Consider the following 18,968-nt stretch of genomic DNA (forward strand, 5'->3'; position numbering starts at 1 on the left):
TATGTCACAATGCTTGGCTCGGAAACGAACCGCCACTGCGAAGGGACCGTTAAGATATTTCATATGAAGCATATTCTTGCGCTAGCACGCGCAATCTCCCACGGCCATTAACGGCTCTTCAACTTAGCGTTGCCACGCTAGTGGCGTTGACGGCGCATCGCGCTGCATACTCGCGCGAGCGACAGTTGCTACCACAGCCATTATGACTAGCGGATACAAGACGCCCTTGACCGCACCGAGCGCGTCTGAACGCCAAGCGAAGGGGAGTGTGGCAATGGCTGTCAAGTAGATCCAATTTATTGCATGGTTCCCAGTCAAGTCGAAACGCGCGTATAGCCAAGCTAGTAGCGCTCCGCAGCCAAGGCACAACGTAAATAGTCCCAGCACACCAAAATTCAGAACCCCCTCAGCAGGGATGGAGTAGCCGTAACCTTGATCCGCCCTCGTGCCACTTAGAAGATCGCGAAATTGCAATGCACCTGTGTTACTAGGAGGGCCTATAAGGCGAATGGCTACCGGGCTGGGGATGAGCCGAATCGCCGCTGCCAACAGGCTTGCGCCGTGTCGATAGTCGTCCGATTCAGAGAGGATTGAGTCAGTCGTGCCAGTCGTAAATACCACCGACCCCAAGTCTCGCAAAAGCACCTCAGCCGGCGAGAGTTTTACGGTTCCACCCACCGCTTCGATGCGATACTGTACCACGGAGTGGGCGAATGCCAGCACGGCCCCCAAGCCTATGACAATCCGCAATTTCGCTTTCTTGCGATAAGCCATCAGCATGAGAATCAGCAAGAAAGCGCTCAAGGCCGCTCCCCTGCGACCCGACAAGGCAAGTGCGGTCACCAAGGTGGCAACGACGGTCCAATCCCACAAGGAAAGAAGTGATCGGCGCTCCAGCTTAGTTCGGCCGACGAGGATTAGTGTCAACGCTGCAGGTGTTAGGAGGAACGCGGCAACACCGATTGAGTCAGATACGGTGTACGTTGCCTGATCCTGTCCTCGTGTTAACACGAGACCGTTGGAAAGGTCCAAGACGGCCATGGCGAGAGGTAGGAGAATCGCTATTCGGCCCACGGTGATCAGCGTCCGTGAGTCGACGGCTAGGCCTCGTCCTTGGTGACGTTGAAAGTTCTTGGGGGGCTGGAAGCGAATAGCGGATCCGAAAATGAATCCGAGAACGGCGACGGTCATGAGGACGGGATAACGTGTGCCCAGCTGTGAACTGTTTATATAGCCCAGTGAATCATTACGAAAATAGAGCCATGCTGCTGGGCCCAAGCAAGCGACCGAGACATACAATGTCGGGAACACTAGAGGATGGAAAAGGTCACCAGGCAACGTCCTGCGTAAGCCCACCCGTACTGCGACCACAGTGGCAAGGGTGCCGATAATGAATGCTGCCGTTTGTGTCGAGTTCGCATCCATACGCGCTAGGATACCCCACGCACTGGCCTGCTCGCTCAAAGTGCGGACTTTGTTGGGCCCAGGGTGCGCAACTGATGAACCGTGCACGCTCGGTCCCCTACGCACATGAGCTCGCATGAACTCCTAGGTTCGATGGATTTGGCGTGACTAGCGGCGACATCCGTGGCGATCAGAGTCGATTCTTGAAGAAGCTTTTCAGGAAGCAGATGGCACTCGATTCGATAGGTGATTGAAGGAGCGGCCCTTGAAGGACTTCCATCAGAGTTTGACCGGCTACTCACAGAGGAGGGTGTAGCGGTCGGCGGCGCTTTCGGTTGCGCTTAATACGCTTCCCCGCGCCGCAGCCTGGCGACAGAGAATTTGGGGCGCTGCAGCATCAACGTGATCGACCTGATGCTGCCGGGGATCAGCAACCGGGATGACGTCGACAATGGTCGAGTGCCTGAAGAGGATGGCTTGCCTGACAGGGGTTTCGGCACCTGTTCCATCCACCTTGCCAACTCGTGGGCCTGTGCCTTGGAGAACTGTTAACGATCCTCCGAGCCTGCGTGACTCGAGCAAGTGCTCAACTCAGTCGGGCACCTTGACCGATGAGCTGCCCAGCCGACGGTGAACGAAACACCAAATCGATCTGGCCGGGTCTCCTGCTCGCTATCCCCGCCTCTACGCAACAGCGGAAGGACCCAGCATTCAGATATGGCGGTCCACCTCATCCGTGTGGGTCATCAGATCACGCAGTGCGCGAGGCGATCAACCGTTGATCATGCCTGCGCCGACGGTGACGCCGGTGGCTTCGTCAATGAGGATGAACGAACCGGTGGTGCGGTTCTGCTCGTAGGGGTCGGCCAGCAAGGGTTGAGCCGCACGGAGCTTCACCCGTCCGATCTCGTTCAGCATGAGTTCGCCCGCGTCGGGGTCGCGGTGCAGGGAATTCACGTCGAGGCGGTACTGCACGTCCTTGATGATCGCGCGTGCGGTCTTCGTGGTGTGTTTGATGGCCAGCTTCTGGCGAGGCTTCATCGGACTCGGCGACATCCAGCAGATCATTGCGTCGATGTCCTGGACCGGCGCGGGCTGGTTGTTCACTCGGGCGATCATGTCGCCCCGGCTGACGTCGAGGTCGTCCTTCAGGCGCACGGTCACCGACATCGGCGGGTACGCCTCGTCCAGAGACTCCTCGTGCAGATCGATTGCCTCGATCGTGGACGTCATGCCACTCGGGAGTACGACAACCTCGTCACCCGGCTTCAGCACGCCACCGGCGACCTGACCGGCGTAGCCCCTGTAGTCGTGGAACTTGTCGGACTTGGGGCGGATGACGTACTGCACGGGGAAGCGGACGTCGCGCATGTCGCGGTCGGAGGCGATGTGCACGTTTTCCAAGTGGTGGAGCAGACTCGTGCCCTGGTACCACGGCATGTTCTCGCTGCGGTTGACCACGTTGTCGCCCTGCAGCGCCGAGATCGGGATGATCGCCAGGTCCGGGATGTTTAGCTTCCCTGCGAAGGCGGTGAACTCCTCGTGGATCTTGGCGAAGACCTCCTCGGAGTAGTCAACGAGGTCCATCTTGTTCACCGCGAGCACGAGGTGCGGCACGCGCAGCAGCGACAGCAGCACCGCGTGCCGGCGCGACTGCTCGGTCAGGCCGTGCCGTGCGTCGACGAGCACCAGGCCGAGGTCCGAGGTCGAGGCGCCGGTGACCATGTTGCGGGTGTACTGCACGTGGCCGGGGGTGTCGGCGATGATGAATTTGCGCTTCGGGGTCGCGAAGTAGCGGTAGGCCACATCGATGGTGATGCCCTGCTCTCGCTCCGAGCGCAGCCCGTCGGTCAGCAGGGCCAAGTCGGTGTAGTCGTAGCCCTTGTCTTGGCTGGTCTTCTCGACGGACTCCATCTGGTCCTCGAAGATCGACTTGCTGTCCAGCAGCAGCCGACCGATCAGCGTCGACTTGCCGTCGTCGACGGACCCGGCCGTGGCCAGGCGGAGCATGTCCATACGGTCTTCCATCAGAAATACCCCAGCTTCTTGCGGTCTTCCATCGCGGCCTCGGAGAACTTGTCATCACCACGGGTGGCGCCACGCTCGGTCACCCGGGAGGCAGCGACCTCCTCGATGACCTTCTCCACGGTGTCGGCCTGCGACTCCAGGCACCCGGTCAGGGTCAAGTCGCCGACGGTGCGGAAGCGCACCGTGCGCTCGGTGACGGTCTCGCCCTCGCGGCAGGGGTTGTACTCGCTCTCGGTGAAGAGCATCCCGCCCCGCTCGAAGACCGTGCGCTGGTGCGCGTAGTAGATCGAGGGGATGTCGATCTCCTCGCGGGCGATGTAGTGCCAGATGTCCAGCTCGGTCCAGTTGCTCAACGGGAAGACGCGCATGTGCTCCCCCTCGTGGAGCCGACCGTTGTACAGCGACCACAGTTCCGGGCGCTGGTTCTTCGGGTCCCACTGACCGAAGTCATCCCGGTGGGAGAAGACTCGCTCCTTCGCCCGGGCCTTCTCCTCGTCGCGACGACCACCGCCAAAAGCAGCGGTATAGCCTTCTGACTCGATCGCGTGCAGCAGGGTGCCGATCTGCAGGCGGTTGCGCGGGGTCTTGCCGTCGTCGACGACGATCCCATCAGCGATGGCCTGCTCAACGGATGCCTCGTGCAGACGCACCCCCAGCTTCTCGACCCAGCGGTCACGCGTGGCCAGCACCTCGGGGAAGTCATACCCCGTGGCGACCTGGAGGACCGGGAAGGGCACCCGCGCCGGGTAGAACGCCTTCTCCGCCAGCCGCAGCATCACGATGGAGTCCTTGCCGCCGGAGAACATCAGCACCGGCTTCTCGAACTCCGCCGCGACCTCACGGAAGATGTGGATGGACTCGGCCTCGAGCTGGTCCAGATGACTCAGCCGGTAGTCGGCATGCGTGGACATCGTCTCTCTCACGGCAGGGGACATGAATCGCGCCAACCATACCCGCCACAACTCGCCCTGCACGCTAGCGGTGCGGGTGGTGTCACAGCGCGTTGCCGGGGCGAGGACCGCTGCACCTGTCAGAATGCAACGCGTGACCGCACCTGCCCGCGCCCACCAGCACTGCCCCCCCTTCGCCCAGCTCGACGCTCTCGAGCGGCTGCGGGTCGGCGCCTGTGCACCGACCGACCCCACGCTGCCCATCGCCGACGAGGTGCGGGATGCGGCGCAGCGTCACGGACTGGAGGTCGTGGACCCGGAGGGCGTCCCCATTGCCCGGTTCCCGGCCGAGCAGATCGGCAGCAGCGGCGCCACCGGGACCCCTGAGTGGTTGGGCAACGGCTCCCCCCGGCCCTACGAGCGCCTCTACCTCTCCCCCGCCCAGGTGCGCTCGACGGTGGACGCTGACGCGCTGACTGTGGTCGTCGACCGACGACTCAACCGCACCGACACCGCCGAGATCCGCTCCCTCGCCGACGGCCGACCCATCCTGCTGCTCGTCCTGTCCGGTCCGACGATGTCGCCCTACACCCGGGGAGTGACCCTGCTGCGTCGCAGCCTCGAGGTGGCCAAGAGTCTGACGGACGCTGGCGTCGTTGCCGTGCCCCTCGACCCGAAGATCGCGGCCACGGACCCTGCGTTGCAGGACGAAGTGGTCTCCGCGTACGCGCCCGGCAAGCTCGCCTGGCTCGGCGCCCACACCACCGGCCTACCCGGCAGCCAGACGATGCACGGTGCCGGCGACTCGGGAGGACTGGTGCTCTTCTTCACCGGGCTGTCCGGCTCCGGCAAGTCCACCGTGGCCCGAGCCGTCCGCGAGGCGATCCTCGAGGAGGACGGCCGTCCCGTCTCCATCCTCGACGGCGACGTCGTGCGGCGCCACCTCTCGGCGGGCCTCACCTTCTCCCCCGAGGACCGCGAGACCAACATCCGCCGCATCGGGTGGGTCGCTGCCGAGATCGCCTACCACGGTGGCGCCGCGATCTGCTCCCCCATCGCGCCCTACGACTCCACCCGCAAGGCCGTGCGTGCGATGGCCACCGACCGCGGCGGCGACTTCGTCCTGGTCCACGTCAGCACCCCCGTCGAGGAGTGCGCCCGACGCGACCGCAAGGGCCTGTACGCCAAGGCCATGGCAGGGGAGATCACCGACTTCACCGGCGTCAACGCGCCCTACGAGGCGCCCGCGGACGCCGAGCTCGATCTCGACACGTCGTCGATCAGCGTCGAGCAGGCCCGGGACCGTGTACTGGACCTGCTGCGAGAGCGCGGCCATCTCGCCGACGGCTCCCAGCCGGAGTGGAGCATCTGATGTGGGATGTCACCTCCCTGCTTCTGGTCGCCTTCGGCGTCGGGATCGTCATCGGCCTGACCGGCATGGGCGGTGGCGCCCTGATGACCCCTGCCCTGATCTTCCTGGGCATCCCCCCGACGGTCGCCGTGGCCAACGACCTCGTCGCCGCCGCCGTCAACAAGTCGGTCGGAGCCGCCGCCCACCTGAAGCACGGCGCACCCGACCTCAGGCTGGCCGGGCTCCTGATCGTGGGCTCCGTCCCGACCGCCGCCGCCGGGGGGTGGCTGATCAACCAAGTCGGCTCGCCCGAAGAGCAGCAGGCCTTCGTCAAGGCCGCTATCGGCGTTGCGCTGCTCCTGGCTGCAGGCACGTACGTGCTGCGCACCCTGCTGAACATGCGCCACAACATCCAGGTCGCCAGCGAGGGTGGCACCACCCACCACGAGGACACCCCCAAACTGCGGGTCGTCCCCACGATCGTCATCGGCGCCCTCGGCGGCCTGCTCGTCGGCCTGACCAGCGTCGGGTCCGGCTCGCTGATCATGGTCGCCCTGCTCATGCTCTATCCGCGTTTGGCGCCGAACAAGTTGGTCGGTACCGACCTCGTCCAGGCCATCCCGCTCGTGCTGGCCGCAGCGGTCGGCCACGTGCTCTACGAGGGCGTCGATTGGTCCATCCTGCTGCCGCTGATCATCGGCGGCGCGCCCGGCACCTACCTCGGCGCCCGCCTAGCCTCCTGGGTCCAGCAGAACGTCGTGCGCCGCGGCATCGCCATCGTGCTCTCGCTGACCGGACTGGGCATGCTTGGCCTGCCCCCGGTATGGGTCGGGATCGCCGGCGCGACGTTGCTCGTCCTCGGGCCCATCGTGTGGGGACTGGTCCGCAAGGGCCACGGGCTTCCTCCCTTCCCCAACACCCGAGAAGAAGGCCTGCAGGCCGCCGCGAACCGCTACAAGCAACGACAAGGAAGCCACCATGACTGACGACCACACCCTCGCCGCCGAGCTGGCGACCGCAGCCGGCGACCTGCTCCTGCGCACCCGTGATCAGCACGCCGGCATCGACCCCAAGGAGCTGAAGGACATCGGCGACCAAGTCGCCCACGACTTCCTGATGGCCGAGCTGGCGAAGGCTCGACCCCAGGACGCCGTGCTCTCCGAGGAGGGCGCCGACGACCACGCCCGGCTCACGGCCGCACGCGTGTGGATCGTCGACCCGCTCGACGGCACCCGTGAGTTCAGCGAGGCGGGGCGCGACGACTGGGCCGTGCACGTCGCCCTGTGGCAGGACGGCCAGCTCGTCGCGGGAGCCGTGGGTCGCCCCGCGAAGGACGTCACCTACTCCAGCGCCGACAACGCCCCCGCAGCCGGCACGACGGGTGCCCCCCTTCGCCTCGCCGTCAGCCGCAGCCGTCCGCCGGAGTTCGTCACCCTCCTGGCCGACCACCTCGGGGCCGAGCTCGTCGAGATGGGCTCGGCCGGGGTGAAGGCGATGTCCGTCCTCGAGGGTCAGACCGATGCCTACGTCCACGCCGGCGGGCAGTACGAGTGGGACTCCGCCGCACCGGTCGCCGTCGCCAGCGCCCACGGTCTGCACACCAGCCGCATCGACGGATCAAGGCTGGTCTACAACAACGAGAACCCCTACCTGCCGGACCTCGTCGTCTGCCGGCCCGAGGTCGCCGAGACGGTCCTCGAGGGGATCCGCGCGGTCAACCGGGGCTGACTCAGCGACGCGCTGCGCGTCGCATCCGCAGCCAGAGAATCTGCCAACGGCTGCGGTAGACCACCCGGTGCGTATCCGCCCAGAAGCGAGCCACCGTCGGATCGAGGGTCAACTGCTCCCAGACGACCCTGGGGATGTGCTGCGGGGCACGACGGATGATGTCGACCACCAGCCCCCTGCCGCTGTTCCGGGCGCCACGTCGCACCCAGTGGTCGTAGCCCGCCGGCGTCGGTCCCGTCGGCGCGGGCCCACCCAAGGCCGTGATGAGCGGTGACGCCGTGTGCCGGGCGCCGAGCTCTTCCACCGCGCTCAGTATGGCCAGCAGGTCCCCCTCGTCGGCGAGCGTCGCCACTCGCTCGACCGCGGCTCGCCAGCGCTGTGGCTCGATCATCTTCATCGAGTTGAGCGCCTCGACGACCACGGCATGCTCACGACACACGGTCTCCACCGGGTGGTGGGCCAGCTCCACCACTCCGCGCCTCGTCCACATCACCTCGAACGTCACAGCCGGTGGAGCGAGCATGCCCGTAAATCGGTGATGCAGATCGAGGGTGACCGGGTAGTGCGGGTGATGGAAGGTCGTCGAGTAGATGACGTCGTCCAGGGCCGGCGGGAACCAGTGCGAGATGATCGCCCACCCCACACTCGCGAGAGCTTCGGTGGCGCTGGCGCGGTCGTCGGGATGGACGATCATGTCGATGTCGTTGCTGCGTCGCTCGGCACGGACCCCTAGCGCCACGAAGGCGGGCCCCTTGATCACGAGCGAGCGCACGCCGGCCTCGTCGAGGAGTCGCTGCAGGTACACGGTGCCCAACGGCACAGCCTCTGCGAGGGTCAGAGAGTCGGTCACTCGGGCTCCACCTGCATCACGAGTGAGGCGTCCTGCAGCATCTCCAAGGCGGCGCGCACGAAACCCGCGGAGTCGTCCTCGACGACCTCGTCGGCCGCCACTCGCAGCTGCTCGATCGTCGCCGGGCCATCCGCGAGCGTCGGCCACAGGCTGGCCACTGGCTCATGGACGAGCAGCGGCAAGGGCTCCACGGCGCGGGTGTCGATGAGGGCGACCCGGCCCTCCCCCGCGACCCAGGCGATGCCTTCCGGCGTGCGCCACCGCTGGTCACCGTCGGCGATCGTCATGACCGCAGCATAGGGACCACATCGAGCGGGACGCGCCCCGGCCCTCAGCGAGGGGTACACACCTGTCGCGTCGGCTGCATTGCGTGAGGCCCACCACAAAAGTAAGGAAACAGTAAGGAGTCTTGCTACGTTTCGCACGGCCATGCCGAAACTACACCCGTAGACCCAGGAGACACCTTGCCCCACGCCACGAACACCGCACCGAGTCCCAGCCGGCGCTCCGTCGCCAAGGGGGTGGCGTGGTTGGCCCCAGCCGTGACCATCGCCGCGGCCGCACCCCGACTGGCAGCCTCCGACGTGGGATGTTCAGCGGAAGGCCAGCAGGAGATCGACAACGCCATCACGCTGGCCAAGACCAAGAGCGCCCAGCTGCAGCTGAACTTCTACCAGCTGGCCGCAGCCCTGGACGGCACGGCCCAGCGGGTCTACGTGAATCTCAAGAACCTCGGCACCGCCCCCGTCTTGGCGAGCCCGGAGAACCCGATCATCATCACGCTGACCCTCCACACGGCCGACCCCGCGCAGACCCGGTGGGTGACCTCGTTCGGCACGCGCGGTTGGGGCACCGTCGACAAGGGCGAGTGGACCAACGGCATGCTGACGTTCACATGGACCATCACCACGGACCTGCCCGTCGTCACCAGCGCGGGCAGCGAGTGCGACATGTACCTCGCCCTCGGCCCCGGTGGCGGCGTGACACCGGGCAAGCAGGTCCACGCGGAGGCCGTCATGACCTCCTTCGGCGTCAACGACGTCCTCACGGGCGACGACTTCCCCGCCCTGCACGACATCGTCGACACCACCCAGGTCATGGAGTGCCAGGAGCACTACTACGCCCAGGTACAGGCGAACCTCACTGCCAACTACACGCTGTACGCCTCCGGCAGCAGGACGACCGGGATGGGCATCGACTGGCCCGTCGGCGAGACGGTGAGCTCCAAGACCATCGGCAATGGCACCTCCGGGGGCAGCGACACCTCGGAGAACGGCATCTGGTGACCCCGCACCCCCTGACGGGGCAGTGCGCCGGTCCAGCGGCAGGGTCACCGTCAGCACCCCGGTGTCATAGTGCGCCGTGATCCGGTCGGGGTCGATGTCGTCCCCGAAGGTGACCTGGCGGCGGTAGCTGCCCGAGAACCGCTCGCTGGTCAGGCCACTGCCGACGCCCCGGCCTCATTGGGGACCCGAGGGTCACGTGGCAGCGCTGCGGTCGGATGCCCCGTAGTAGTTGGTCGCGCCTCCGTAGTAGGCGGAGCTCTCCCGGCGCGAGACCTGGTTGACCACCACACCGAGGATCCGGCCGTTGACCTCGGTCAGACTCTCGGTCACTCGCTCGACATGGGTGTCAAGGGTCTTGCCCGCCGTGACGACGAGGATGACCCCATCGGCGTGAGTGCTCAGCACAGCACCATCGGTCACCGGCAGCAACGGGGGTGCGTCGATGATGACTGGTCCGTACTGGGACAGCTCCGCCAGAACCCGCTCCATCGCTCGGGAACCCAGGATCTCGCTCGGGTTGGGCGGGATGTTCCCCGCGGCCAGCACCTGCAGATTGGGCTCGCCCGGTGCCTCCTGGAGCACATCGGCAAGGGTCGCTTCACCGATGAGCACGTCCGTGAGTCCCGCGCCCTCGACCACGCCGATGCCGCTGCTGATGACCGGGCGGCGCAGGTCGGCGTCGACGATCGTCGTCGGCTCACCGGAGGCCGCCATCGCGTAGGCGAGGTTGACCGCGATCGTCGACTTCCCGTCCCCCTCGTTGGGGCTGGAGACGACAACGACCTTCGGGGGGTCGTCGACATCCATGTAACGCAGGTTGGTGCGCAGCTTGCGCAGGGCCTCGCTGGCCGACGGATCCCCGACACGGGTGGTCCCACCAGCCAGGGCCGGGATGAGGCCACCGGAACTGCGGGCCAGCGCCTTGCTCGCCGGGACCGTTGCCATCGCCGAGAGGCCGAAGCCCTTCAGGTCATCGGGAGTACGGATGCGCCGGTCCAGCTGGTTGCGCACCACGGCGATCCCGAAGCCGATGAGCAGACCGACGATGAGCGCCAAGGGCAGGTCGCGCTGCGGATTGGGTGAGGTCGGAGACGACGGCAGGACCGCAGAGTCCTGCGGCATGACCTTCAGACCCCCCTTGCCCTCGATCTCCTCGACCTCGCCCGCGAGAGCAGTGATCCACGCATTCGCCAGGTCAGTGGCCTCCTGCGGCGTGGGTCCATCGGCAGTGACGCGGATGAGGACCGTCTCCGGCGGCTGGGTCACCTGGACCCGGCCGATGAGTGACGGCACGGTCGCAGAACTGCCGGAGGCCTCCTTGGCGGCCTCCGCGGTACCGCGGCTCGTGGCGACATCGACGTAGGAGGCGACGCGCGACTTGGCCAACGAGTCATTGATCGACGCCTCGGCCGGGCTCGTCGCCGAGCCGGTCGTGACGAAGCCCGACGCGCTGGCCGAGTACACCTTCGGACGCGTCAGGTCATAGACCCCGACGGCCAGCACGCTGACGACGACCGAGATCACCACGGCGCGCCAGTGCCACCGCAGGATGCGCAGGTAGTCCCCTAGCTCCATCAATCCCTCTCCTCACACGCCCGGGGCGGGTGAGCTCCCCTTTCCGCCCGCAGCGACGGCACGCCACGACCGCGAGGACACGGGTCCACGGCACCCGCGTCTCCCGGCCAATGGCGTAGCCCCTACGAGCTGTCAGACCCAGGTGCCCGCGGACGGGCCTCCCGGAGCGGAACCGAGGACATGCACCGTGATGCTGCCCGGGACATCGATCGTCGCGTACAGCGATGCGACGACCACCCCGTCGGTCGGGACCACCGTGTAGATGCCCGCTGCGTCAGGGCCGGAGATGGAGGCAATGCCGGTCTGGTCCGCCGGGTCGATCTCGATGGTGGCCCCGTCTGACGGGGTCAGCGTGAAGGTGGTTCCAGCGGGGATCGCTCCATCGACCGGTCGCGAGTCGCCCGCTCGTCCGGTGACCTTGACCAGACCCCACTGGCCGGCGGTACGTCCCTGGTCGACGGTGATCTGGGTCGTCGTGGCCTCTGGCGGGTCCGGCTCGTTGCTGGCGGCCAGCGACGGCGCGGCAGCGGCGATGCTCACGGCAGGGACGGACCACGCGACCCCCTTCGCCACGGTGCGGCGGGACATCGACGAAGAGAAGTCAGACATGATGCGAGGCGCTCCTTAACTGCAACGAATGTGTCGGTCAGGACCCATCGGATCCACCTCGGGAATGGTGCCCCCGGGAACCTCACTCCCGCCTTCGCCTAGAGTGACAGCGCCATAGCACGACGTGACTGCATCCGCATCTCGAGCGTCTGCGTGCTGGTGGGGACGATCCGCGAGCGGTGGGCACGCGGTGGCGAGAGGGGTAGCCGGTTGTTGACCAAGGACCGCACGACGAACGGGATCGCCCGGCGTCTGTTGTTGCGCTACGACGGCGACGTCGAGCGCATCGCGCCCGAGATGCTCCGGGAAGTCACCACCGAGCTCGGGCTGCGACCGCTGCCGATCGAACATCAGTGGCCGGCGGATTTCGTCGATGTCGTCCGGGTCTTCCTGGTCCATGTGGCGACGAACGACCTCGAGGGCATCCGCGCGGCGGACAGCATCTTCGAGAACGGGGGCCACGAGTCGGCTCGAGGGGGCGTGCCCTTCGACACCGCCGCCGCAGCAGCTCGCCTCATCACACGCAGGATCCAGGCCCACGTGCATCGCGCGGCGATCGCGGACGGCCTCACCGATGACCCGGATGCCCTGCTCGAGCTGCTCTCCCGAGTCATCGCTGCCGGAGAGTACGCCGTCGAGGCGCTGAGCCATGGGTACGCGCTGACCGCGGGACATCCCGTGGACGGGGGCGCACTGGCCGAGAGCCTCGGCGGTGCGCTCATCCACGGACGGGCCCGCGCCGTCGAGCAGGCTGCCGCGGCCGGCTGGCCCGAGGATGCCCTGGTCTGCGCAATCCTCACCTCGGCCGAGACAGCCAAACGGATCAGCAGCGAGTCCGACATCGTCGTCGGTCGGTACCACCGCGATGACGACGACGTCCTGCTCATGCATCCCGTGCAGCCAGGGACGTTGGCCACGACCCTGCACCGGACACTCACCGGGCATCCCTGCGTCGTCGGCCCAGCCGTCCCACTGACCGATGTCCGGGAATCCCTCGACCTGGCCCAGCGCACATCGGCCCTCGCAGCGAACGACGAGGGGCCGGTCTTCGCCGATGACCTCATCCTGCGACTGGCAGGACCCGTCGATGACGTCGTGGTCGACGCGCTGCACCGCAAGTACTTCCTGGACCTCGACGAGCTTCCTGACGACCAGCGCTCACTCCTGGTGGGCACGCTGCGGGAATGGCTGCTGCAGTGGGGTCACCGCCCCGGGATCGCGCGGACGCTTGGCGTCCACCCCCAGACCGTGAGCGGCCGCATGCAACGGATCAAGGACCTCGTGGCCAACGACCTTGAGGACTCGACCGTGCGAGCCGAGCTGCTCATGCTGACCATCGCCGAGCGCCCGGGGGCAAGCGGCACGACGTGACCAGGCCCCTGGCCTGCGGTGGCGTCGTCACCGGACGAGGCGACGCCCCGGCCCCAAGACGACCCCCCTTCGCCCTGAACCGAAGGGGGGCCTCCTTGGGGCCGGGGTGTGCTTTCGAGGACGTGGCTTCGAGGCTCCTTCGTCGCACCTCAAGAAGCGGGTTCGTGGCGCTCCTCGCGCCTCAACCACCGTCTGAGCGAGGTCAGCCGGCGTGGGCCGCCACTGCCGCGGCGACCGCCTCGGCGACGCCCTCCTGGAAGACCGGGGGGACGATGCACTCGGCCGTGGGCTCCGCGACGAGGTCGGCGATGGCGCGCGCGGCAGCGAGCTTCATCTCCTCGCTGATCTGCACTCCCCCGGCGTCCAGGGCTCCGCGGAAGATCCCGGGGAAGGCGAGCACGTTGTTGATCTGGTTCGGGTAGTCGCTGCGGCCCGTCGCCACGACCGAGGCGTACTTGTGCGCGATGTCCGGGTGGACCTCGGGCGTGGGGTTGGCCAGCGCGAAGATCATCGGACCGTCGGCCATCGAGGCGACCTGCTCCTCGGGGATGTTGCCACCCGAGACACCGATGTAGACATCCGCGCCCTTCAGGGCGTCGGCCATCGTGCCGGTCCTGCCGGGGACGTTCGTCGTCGCGGCGAGCATCTCCTTGTGCGCAATCAGGTCGTTGCGGTGCTTGCCGATGATCCCGCGTGAGTCGCACACGACGACGTCCGTCACGCCGGCGAGCTGCAGCAGCTGGGTCACGGCGACGCCGGCTGCGCCGGCACCTCCGACGACGACGCGCAGCGAGCCGATGGGGCGGTCGACGACGCGGCAGGCGTTGATCAGACCGGCGAGCACGACGATGGCCGTGCCGTGCTGGTCGTCGTGGAAGACGGGGATCTCCAGGCGCTCGCGCAGCCGGCGCTCCAGGTCGAAGCAACGCGGTGCGGAGATGTCCTCGAGGTTGATGCCGCCGTAGCTGGGCGCGATCCGCACGATCGTCTCGAAGAGCTCGTCGACCGACCCGGACTCCAGGCACACCGGGATGGCGTCGACCCCGGCGAAGTGCTTGAAGAGGACGGCCTTGCCCTCCATCACCGGCATCGCCGCGAGCGGGCCGATGTCACCCAGCCCGAGCACCGCGGTGCCGTCGGTGATGACGGCGACGGTGTTGTTGCGGGCGGTGAAGCGGCGCGAGAGGGAGGGGTCCTCCTCGATCGCGAGGCAGACGTCGGCGACACCCGGGGTGTAGAGGAGGGAGAGATCCTCCTGCCCCGCAAGCGGCTTCGTCGCCCGTACCTCGACCTTGCCGCCCTCGTGGGCGACGAACTGCGCAGCAGTGAGGTCATGGGTGGTGGTGGGCTCGGACGCAGACACGGCAGACAAACCTCGGAGAAATCGAAAAGGATCTTGGGACGCCCTGGGCGGCCGGGTGTGGTCACGGCGGGCGGCTGGTGAGCCGACACTGATCTTCCCACACGCTCCGAGCAGCTTTGCACTCCCTCGCCGAAGTCCCTTCGAGGCTCCTTCGTCGCACCTCAGGGACCGTTGTCGGCCGACGCTCGTGCGACGATGCCGCCCATGATCCGTCCCGGACTGGCCCGCGTCGTCGGCACCTCGATGGAGCCGACGTTGCACGAGGGCGACCTGCTGCTGGTGCTCTGGGGCGCTTCGGCGCGGGTGGGCTCGCTGGCGATCGTGCGCCTCCCCCACGACGAGCACGGCGCCCCGCGGCCGACCTCGATCAAGCGCGTCACGGGCGTCGACCCCTCGGACCCGCAGCGCTGGTGGGTCGAGCGGGACAACCCGAGCGCGGGGGTGGACTCCTGGCTGGTCGGCTCCCTGCCGCATTCGGCGGTCCTCGCCAGGGTGTTGTTGCGAATCCCTTGCAGGAGAGTTCCCTTCACGTGACCTTCGGTGGATCGCCGAGTAGGTTGAGGACAACGCCGCTCGTACGACGGGCGGCTGCACCCGACCACGAGAGGAAGGCACCCAATGCGTCTTCGCGACATCTTCCAGATCACCGAGGTCAGCGCCCACTGCGACCTCCCCTGCGGTGTCTACGACCCCGCTCAGGCTCGCATCGAGGCCGAGTCGGTCAAGATGATCATCAAGAAGGCCAACGAGAGCGACGACCCGGACTTCCGCACGCGCGCGATCATGATCAAGGAGCAGCGCGCGGAGCTGGTCAAGCACCACCTGTGGGTGCTGTGGACGGACTACTTCAAGCCGCCGCACTTCGAGAAGTACCCGCAGCTGCACGTCCTGGTCAACGAGGCCACCAAGCTCGCGGGCGCCTCCGGCACCAAGGGCGAGTTCGACGAGGCCAAGGCCGACGAGCTGCTGGCCAAGATCGCCGAGATCGACAAGATCTTCTGGGAGACCAAGCAGGGCTGACCTGCTCGTTCCCAATCGAAGGGGGCTCGCTGCACACGGTGCGGTGGGCCCCCTTCGTCGTGCCTCCCCCGCTGGTTGAGGAGCGAGGAACGAGCCTCGAAACCCCCGCTGGTTGAGGAGCGAGGAACGAGCCTGGAAAACCCCGCTGGTTGAGGAGCGAGGAACGAGCCTCGAAACCCCCGCTGGTTGAGGAGCGAGGAACGAGCCTGGGAAACCCCCGCTGGTTGAGGAGCGAGGAACGAGCCTGGGAAACCCCCGCTGGTTGAGGAGCGAGGAACGAGCCTCGAAACCACCTCAGACCACCAGCACTCCCTCGTCGACGAAGACCTGCTCGAGTGCCGCGACGACGTCCGGGTCGTACTCGTAGCCCAGCCCGAGGTGCAGACGCTCCAGGGCCACCTGGCGGGCCCGGGGCGAGCGCGCACCCTCGGTGATGTCGTCCCAGGCATTCGCGACGCGCACGATGCGCGACTCGAGCGGGATGTGCTCACCGAGCTCACGTGACTGGCGGAAGGGCGTGCGCACCTGGTCCAGCAGCGGCAGCAGCTCCTCGAACATCGACGCGCTCCCGACGATGCGGACCGCAGTCTCGGCGATCCGGGCCTGCGTGCGCGATGAGGCGTGGAGTGTCCGGCCTCCGGGGAGCGGCTCCCGCAGACCCAGGTGCCCGAGGTCGTGCAGCAGAGCAGTGCGCTCGATGCGGTGGCACATCTCCGGTTCGACACCCATCACATTCGCGATCCGCACGGCGACATCGGCCACCCGGCGGCCGTGCCCGGTCCGGGAGAAGCCACTGACCTCCGGCAACCGCGACAGGGCAGCGACCGACTCCTCGAGGTCGCGGCGACTGTCCTGCACCCACTGGACCGCGAGGTACATCATCAGCACGGGGAGGAGCAGAAGCGGAATGGCCACCCAGTCCAGGACCGGTTGCGCCACCGCGATGAGAGGGCCTGCGGACGCGGTGGCTGCCGCGACCCCGGCGAGCGGACGCATCTCGTCGGTCACCATCCCCATGAGCGTGCCGCCCTCGTCGAGCCAGATGACGGCCTTCTCCAGGACGGTCTCGAAGAGGCCCCCAACGGCCGCCACCGCGAACAGGGCGAAGGCCGCGACCGCTCGCCGCGTGCCGTCCTCGTAGGCCCACTCGATCAGCGTGGTGTCACCGATGCCGATGTTGCGCGCGAGGACGGCGGTCAGGGCCATCCCGAGGAAGCGGGCGCCGAGCGACCCCTCGACCACCGACTTCCCCCGCAGCCGGCGGATCAGGGCGCCAAAAAGCATGCTCAACCAGATGATCGCCAGGACCGAGGCAGCGCTGGGAACCTGGCCGCCGAACATCAGCGGAGCGAGGATCAGACCGAGGGCCGGGGCCGTGGTCAGCGGCGTCAGTACCCGCTGGGCGAGGCGGATCGGCAGCTGCTCGCCAATGATGATCGCGGCGATCGCGATGACGACGAAGGGGGTCAGCGCCGACTCGGTCAACTCTCCGCGGAACGCCGCCAAGGTCCCGACGAGGATGGTGAGGGTGAAGAGGATCAGCCCGGGTGGCACGTGCAGTCGGTTCATCCGTCGGTCACCGCCGGTAGTTGCCCACGCCCATGGGCGCGCCGCAGAGCGTTGACGCACACCTCATCCAAGGACGAGCCCATCGAGGACTCGCAGAGCCGGACGGCCTCCTCGGCGCTGTGTCCGGCCATGACCGCATCGCTCCAGACGTCGGCGACCGCGAGGACACGGCTGCCGAGGGGGATCTGCTCCCCGACGAGGCCATTCGGCCACCCGTGGCCGTCGATGCGCTCGTGGTGACCGGCGACGTACACCAACGGACTGGCAAGGAAGCCGACTTTGCCCAACACTGAAGCCGAGGTCACCGCAAGGTCGCGACGGACGATCGCCGCTGGTTTGCCTTCGAGCGCCAGCATGCCCACGTCACGCAGGCGCGCAGACACGGCCACCTTGTCGACGAACGGGGGCCGGCCGCCAACGCCGGCCGCGATCGCGCTCGCCGCGCCAGCAGCCAGACGGCCGGACTCGGCCGCACCCGGCTGGCGCACGTCGAGGGCCGTGACGAAGGGAGCCAGCAACTCGTGACGGGTCGCCCACTCCCCCGCCAGTTGCCGCAGGCTCCACTGGATGACGACTATCGAGGGAAGGAAGAACAGCGCCGAGATCCACCCCAGACGGGCCGGCGACCACAGGACCACCAAGATGTAGGCGGCGACGAACGACGTGGGATAGGAGCTGAGGACCCGCGGCACCGTGTCCCGAATATTGAAGATGAGGGACCCACCTGAGTCCTGTTGCAGAGCACCAGCAAGCAGGGCCGTGTTCATCAGACCAGCCGCCACGGTGGCAAGGGCCATCGCGAAGGCGAGCGTGACGAGGTCGACGTGCACGAGACCTGGCCGCAACGCGATCCCACCGGCCCAGTAGTACGCCAGCGAACCGGCCAGCACGAGCAGCACCCGCTGGGCCGCGTTGAAGACTCGCTTCACCGCAGGTGTGCCTTCGGTGATGGCTGGGACGAGCGAGACCAGGCTGGCGCCGACAGCCCCGATGAGGGGGATGGCGGCAAGCTGCACCATGGCCGAGACGGAAAACTGCATCGGGCCGATGGCTTGCGGTCGCCCTTTCGAGGCGATGAAGGCCACGACAAGGAGAGCGACCACCCACGTCGTCGGCTGGGGGCCGCTGAAGAACCAGCCTGCCCACAGAAGCGCTGCCAATGCCACTGTCGCGACAATGACAACGTAAATCACGGTCGACCGAGGCGCCTCGGTCGACCGGCGACCCGGCTTCAGTCGAGCCTCACGCGGTTGCGGCCCGCGGGTCAGACCCAGTCGACGTTGTCCGTGCCTGCGACCCAGTCGACGTTGAGGTCGGTCGCGACCCAGTCGACGTTGAGGGTCGTGGCGACCCAGTCCACGTTGAGATTGGACTTGACCCAGTCGACGTTACCGGTGGCGCTGACACCACCAATGAGGCCGCCGAGGGAAAGCGCAAGGGCAGCAGCGGCGAGCATCATCTTCGTCTTCATGTGGGACATGATGCCAGTAATAGTGGTAGTGCAGGGCGAGATGAGGCGATCATTTTGTCGACGTGCCAGAATGGGCACCTGGCCACAGCCCGCCGATCGGTGGGCCCCCGACCCGGAGGAGTCACCTTGAGCAAGCGCGCTCGCAAGCGTCGTGACCGCAAGAAGAAGAACGCGAACCACGGCAAGAAGCCGAACGCCTGAGGTCATTTCCCAGGCAACGAAGGGGCGGTGTCCGGATGACGGATACCGCCCCTTCCTCTGTCCACTCCACCCCGGCAGCGCACTCTCCAGGAGCAACCACACGCTGGCTGAGGCGTGAGGAGCCCTGCGACGAACCTCGAAGCCGATTTCGAGGCCGCGGCCGCGAGCGGCCTTCACACCTCAATCACCGAAGCCACACGCTGGCTGAGGCGTGAGGAGCCCTGCGATGAACCTCGAAGCCGATTTCGAGGC

At 67.0% G+C, this 18,968-nt stretch carries 19 protein-coding genes and 1 pseudogene; 8 read left to right on the forward strand and 12 right to left on the reverse strand.

The window, feature by feature from the left end:
• Window positions 1-123: 123 nt before the first annotated feature.
• The 3 genes from wzy to cysD form a co-directional block, all read right to left on the reverse strand.
• Complete coding sequence (wzy, locus tag BJY20_RS16580; RefSeq protein ID WP_425484119.1) at window positions 124-1,542, reverse strand: O-antigen polysaccharide polymerase Wzy; 1,419 nt, start codon at window positions 1,540-1,542, stop codon at window positions 124-126.
• A 633-nt stretch (window positions 1,543-2,175) separates the two neighbouring features.
• A complete protein-coding gene (locus BJY20_RS03925; protein ID WP_185990337.1) occupies window positions 2,176-3,420 on the reverse strand; it encodes a sulfate adenylyltransferase subunit 1 in 1,245 nt (414 codons plus the stop codon).
• A gap of 11 nt (window positions 3,421-3,431) precedes the next feature.
• Complete coding sequence (gene cysD / locus BJY20_RS03930; protein WP_185990338.1) at window positions 3,432-4,343, reverse strand: sulfate adenylyltransferase subunit CysD; 912 nt, start codon at window positions 4,341-4,343, stop codon at window positions 3,432-3,434.
• A gap of 133 nt (window positions 4,344-4,476) precedes the next feature.
• On the opposite strand from cysD, the gene cysC reads away from it, so the two are divergent.
• The 3 genes from cysC to BJY20_RS03945 are packed head-to-tail and all read left to right on the forward strand — an operon-like array spanning window position 4,477 to window position 7,401.
• Window positions 4,477-5,694 (forward strand): adenylyl-sulfate kinase, encoded by a 1,218-nt coding sequence (gene cysC, locus BJY20_RS16375; protein ID WP_221935235.1) that lies wholly within the window; start codon window positions 4,477-4,479, stop codon window positions 5,692-5,694.
• Window positions 5,694-6,659 (forward strand): sulfite exporter TauE/SafE family protein, encoded by a 966-nt coding sequence (locus tag BJY20_RS03940; protein ID WP_185990340.1) that lies wholly within the window; start codon window positions 5,694-5,696, stop codon window positions 6,657-6,659. Before cysC ends, BJY20_RS03940 begins: the two co-directional genes overlap by 1 nt.
• Window positions 6,652-7,401, forward strand: coding sequence for a 3'(2'),5'-bisphosphate nucleotidase CysQ (locus tag BJY20_RS03945; protein WP_185990341.1), 750 nt, complete (start codon window positions 6,652-6,654; stop codon window positions 7,399-7,401). Before BJY20_RS03940 ends, BJY20_RS03945 begins: the two co-directional genes overlap by 8 nt.
• 1 nt (window position 7,402) lies before the next feature.
• On the opposite strand, the gene BJY20_RS03950 is transcribed toward BJY20_RS03945, so the two are convergent.
• Together BJY20_RS03950 and BJY20_RS03955 are read right to left on the reverse strand one after the other, a co-directional pair.
• Complete coding sequence (locus BJY20_RS03950) at window positions 7,403-8,251, reverse strand: nucleotidyltransferase family protein (protein ID WP_185990342.1); 849 nt, start codon at window positions 8,249-8,251, stop codon at window positions 7,403-7,405.
• Window positions 8,248-8,538, reverse strand: a complete 291-nt coding sequence (locus BJY20_RS03955; protein WP_185990343.1) for a hypothetical protein — start codon at window positions 8,536-8,538, stop codon at window positions 8,248-8,250. Before BJY20_RS03955 ends, BJY20_RS03950 begins: the two co-directional genes overlap by 4 nt.
• 177 nt (window positions 8,539-8,715) lie before the next feature.
• Between BJY20_RS03955 and BJY20_RS15890 the strand changes: the two genes are divergently transcribed.
• Complete coding sequence (locus tag BJY20_RS15890) at window positions 8,716-9,537, forward strand: hypothetical protein (protein ID WP_246297095.1); 822 nt, start codon at window positions 8,716-8,718, stop codon at window positions 9,535-9,537.
• A 36-nt stretch (window positions 9,538-9,573) separates the two neighbouring features.
• Here the strand turns inward: BJY20_RS15890 and BJY20_RS16270 are convergent.
• From BJY20_RS16270 to BJY20_RS03970, 3 genes and pseudogenes are all read right to left on the reverse strand, one after another.
• Window positions 9,574-9,690: pseudogene (locus BJY20_RS16270) on the reverse strand (Hsp20/alpha crystallin family protein); the annotation flags it as partial.
• 39 nt (window positions 9,691-9,729) lie between these two features.
• The gene (locus tag BJY20_RS03965) at window positions 9,730-11,112 is read right to left on the reverse strand and encodes a tyrosine-protein kinase domain-containing protein (protein ID WP_185990344.1); all 1,383 of its coding nucleotides are present in this window, start codon (window positions 11,110-11,112) and stop codon (window positions 9,730-9,732) included.
• A 132-nt stretch (window positions 11,113-11,244) separates the two neighbouring features.
• On the reverse strand, window positions 11,245-11,721 hold the full coding sequence (locus BJY20_RS03970; protein WP_185990345.1) for a hypothetical protein: 477 nt from the start codon (window positions 11,719-11,721) through the stop codon (window positions 11,245-11,247).
• A gap of 159 nt (window positions 11,722-11,880) precedes the next feature.
• Between BJY20_RS03970 and BJY20_RS16380 the strand changes: the two genes are divergently transcribed.
• On the forward strand, window positions 11,881-13,092 hold the full coding sequence (locus tag BJY20_RS16380) for a helix-turn-helix domain-containing protein (protein WP_185990346.1): 1,212 nt from the start codon (window positions 11,881-11,883) through the stop codon (window positions 13,090-13,092).
• A gap of 202 nt (window positions 13,093-13,294) precedes the next feature.
• Here BJY20_RS16380 and BJY20_RS03980 read toward each other — a convergent pair whose 3' ends face one another.
• Window positions 13,295-14,455, reverse strand: a complete 1,161-nt coding sequence (locus BJY20_RS03980; protein ID WP_185990347.1) for a malic enzyme-like NAD(P)-binding protein — start codon at window positions 14,453-14,455, stop codon at window positions 13,295-13,297.
• 204 nt (window positions 14,456-14,659) lie between these two features.
• Here BJY20_RS03980 and BJY20_RS03985 point away from each other — a divergent pair, with 204 nt between their 5' ends.
• Together BJY20_RS03985 and sodN are read left to right on the forward strand one after the other, a co-directional pair.
• The gene (locus tag BJY20_RS03985) at window positions 14,660-14,989 is read left to right on the forward strand and encodes a S26 family signal peptidase (protein WP_185990348.1); all 330 of its coding nucleotides are present in this window, start codon (window positions 14,660-14,662) and stop codon (window positions 14,987-14,989) included.
• An 84-nt stretch (window positions 14,990-15,073) separates the two neighbouring features.
• On the forward strand, window positions 15,074-15,475 hold the full coding sequence (gene sodN, locus BJY20_RS03990) for a superoxide dismutase, Ni (RefSeq protein WP_185990349.1): 402 nt from the start codon (window positions 15,074-15,076) through the stop codon (window positions 15,473-15,475).
• A 294-nt stretch (window positions 15,476-15,769) separates the two neighbouring features.
• Here the strand turns inward: sodN and BJY20_RS03995 are convergent, their stop codons facing one another.
• The 3 genes from BJY20_RS03995 to BJY20_RS04005 form a co-directional block, all read right to left on the reverse strand.
• Window positions 15,770-17,044, reverse strand: coding sequence for an HD domain-containing phosphohydrolase (locus BJY20_RS03995; protein WP_185990350.1), 1,275 nt, complete (start codon window positions 17,042-17,044; stop codon window positions 15,770-15,772).
• Entirely contained in the window at window positions 17,041-18,129 is a 1,089-nt protein-coding gene (locus BJY20_RS16385) for an HD domain-containing phosphohydrolase (RefSeq protein WP_185990351.1), read from the reverse strand. Before BJY20_RS16385 ends, BJY20_RS03995 begins: the two co-directional genes overlap by 4 nt.
• A 179-nt stretch (window positions 18,130-18,308) precedes the next feature.
• Window positions 18,309-18,515 (reverse strand): hypothetical protein, encoded by a 207-nt coding sequence (locus BJY20_RS04005; protein WP_185990352.1) that lies wholly within the window; start codon window positions 18,513-18,515, stop codon window positions 18,309-18,311.
• Window positions 18,516-18,641: 126 nt separating this feature from the next.
• On the opposite strand from BJY20_RS04005, the gene BJY20_RS16585 reads away from it, so the two are divergent.
• Complete coding sequence (locus BJY20_RS16585) at window positions 18,642-18,716, forward strand: 50S ribosomal protein bL37 (RefSeq protein ID WP_422389016.1); 75 nt, start codon at window positions 18,642-18,644, stop codon at window positions 18,714-18,716.
• The last annotated feature ends 252 nt before the right edge of the window (window positions 18,717-18,968 follow it).

Origin of the sequence: Janibacter cremeus, from assembly GCF_013409205.1 — a bacterium.
Classification (GTDB): domain Bacteria; phylum Actinomycetota; class Actinomycetes; order Actinomycetales; family Dermatophilaceae; genus Janibacter; species Janibacter cremeus.

Bases quoted from the DNA above. Each gene is read 5' to 3' on its own strand.
- wzy (WP_425484119.1), bottom strand. From the start codon at position 1,542: ATGCGAGCTCATGTGCGTAGGGGACCGAGCGTGCACGGTTCATCAGTT.
- BJY20_RS03925 (WP_185990337.1), bottom strand. From the start codon at position 3,420: ATGGACATGCTCCGCCTGGCCACGGCCGGGTCCGTCGACGACGGCAAG.
- cysD (WP_185990338.1), bottom strand. From the start codon at position 4,343: ATGTCCACGCATGCCGACTACCGGCTGAGTCATCTGGACCAGCTCGAG.
- BJY20_RS03940 (WP_185990340.1), top strand. From the start codon at position 5,694: ATGTGGGATGTCACCTCCCTGCTTCTGGTCGCCTTCGGCGTCGGGATC.
- BJY20_RS03945 (WP_185990341.1), top strand. From the start codon at position 6,652: ATGACTGACGACCACACCCTCGCCGCCGAGCTGGCGACCGCAGCCGGC.
- BJY20_RS03955 (WP_185990343.1), bottom strand. From the start codon at position 8,538: ATGACGATCGCCGACGGTGACCAGCGGTGGCGCACGCCGGAAGGCATC.
- BJY20_RS03965 (WP_185990344.1), bottom strand. From the start codon at position 11,112: ATGGAGCTAGGGGACTACCTGCGCATCCTGCGGTGGCACTGGCGCGCC.
- BJY20_RS03970 (WP_185990345.1), bottom strand. From the start codon at position 11,721: ATGTCTGACTTCTCTTCGTCGATGTCCCGCCGCACCGTGGCGAAGGGG.
- BJY20_RS03985 (WP_185990348.1), top strand. From the start codon at position 14,660: ATGATCCGTCCCGGACTGGCCCGCGTCGTCGGCACCTCGATGGAGCCG.
- sodN (WP_185990349.1), top strand. From the start codon at position 15,074: ATGCGTCTTCGCGACATCTTCCAGATCACCGAGGTCAGCGCCCACTGC.
- BJY20_RS03995 (WP_185990350.1), bottom strand. From the start codon at position 17,044: ATGAACCGACTGCACGTGCCACCCGGGCTGATCCTCTTCACCCTCACC.
- BJY20_RS04005 (WP_185990352.1), bottom strand. From the start codon at position 18,515: ATGAAGACGAAGATGATGCTCGCCGCTGCTGCCCTTGCGCTTTCCCTC.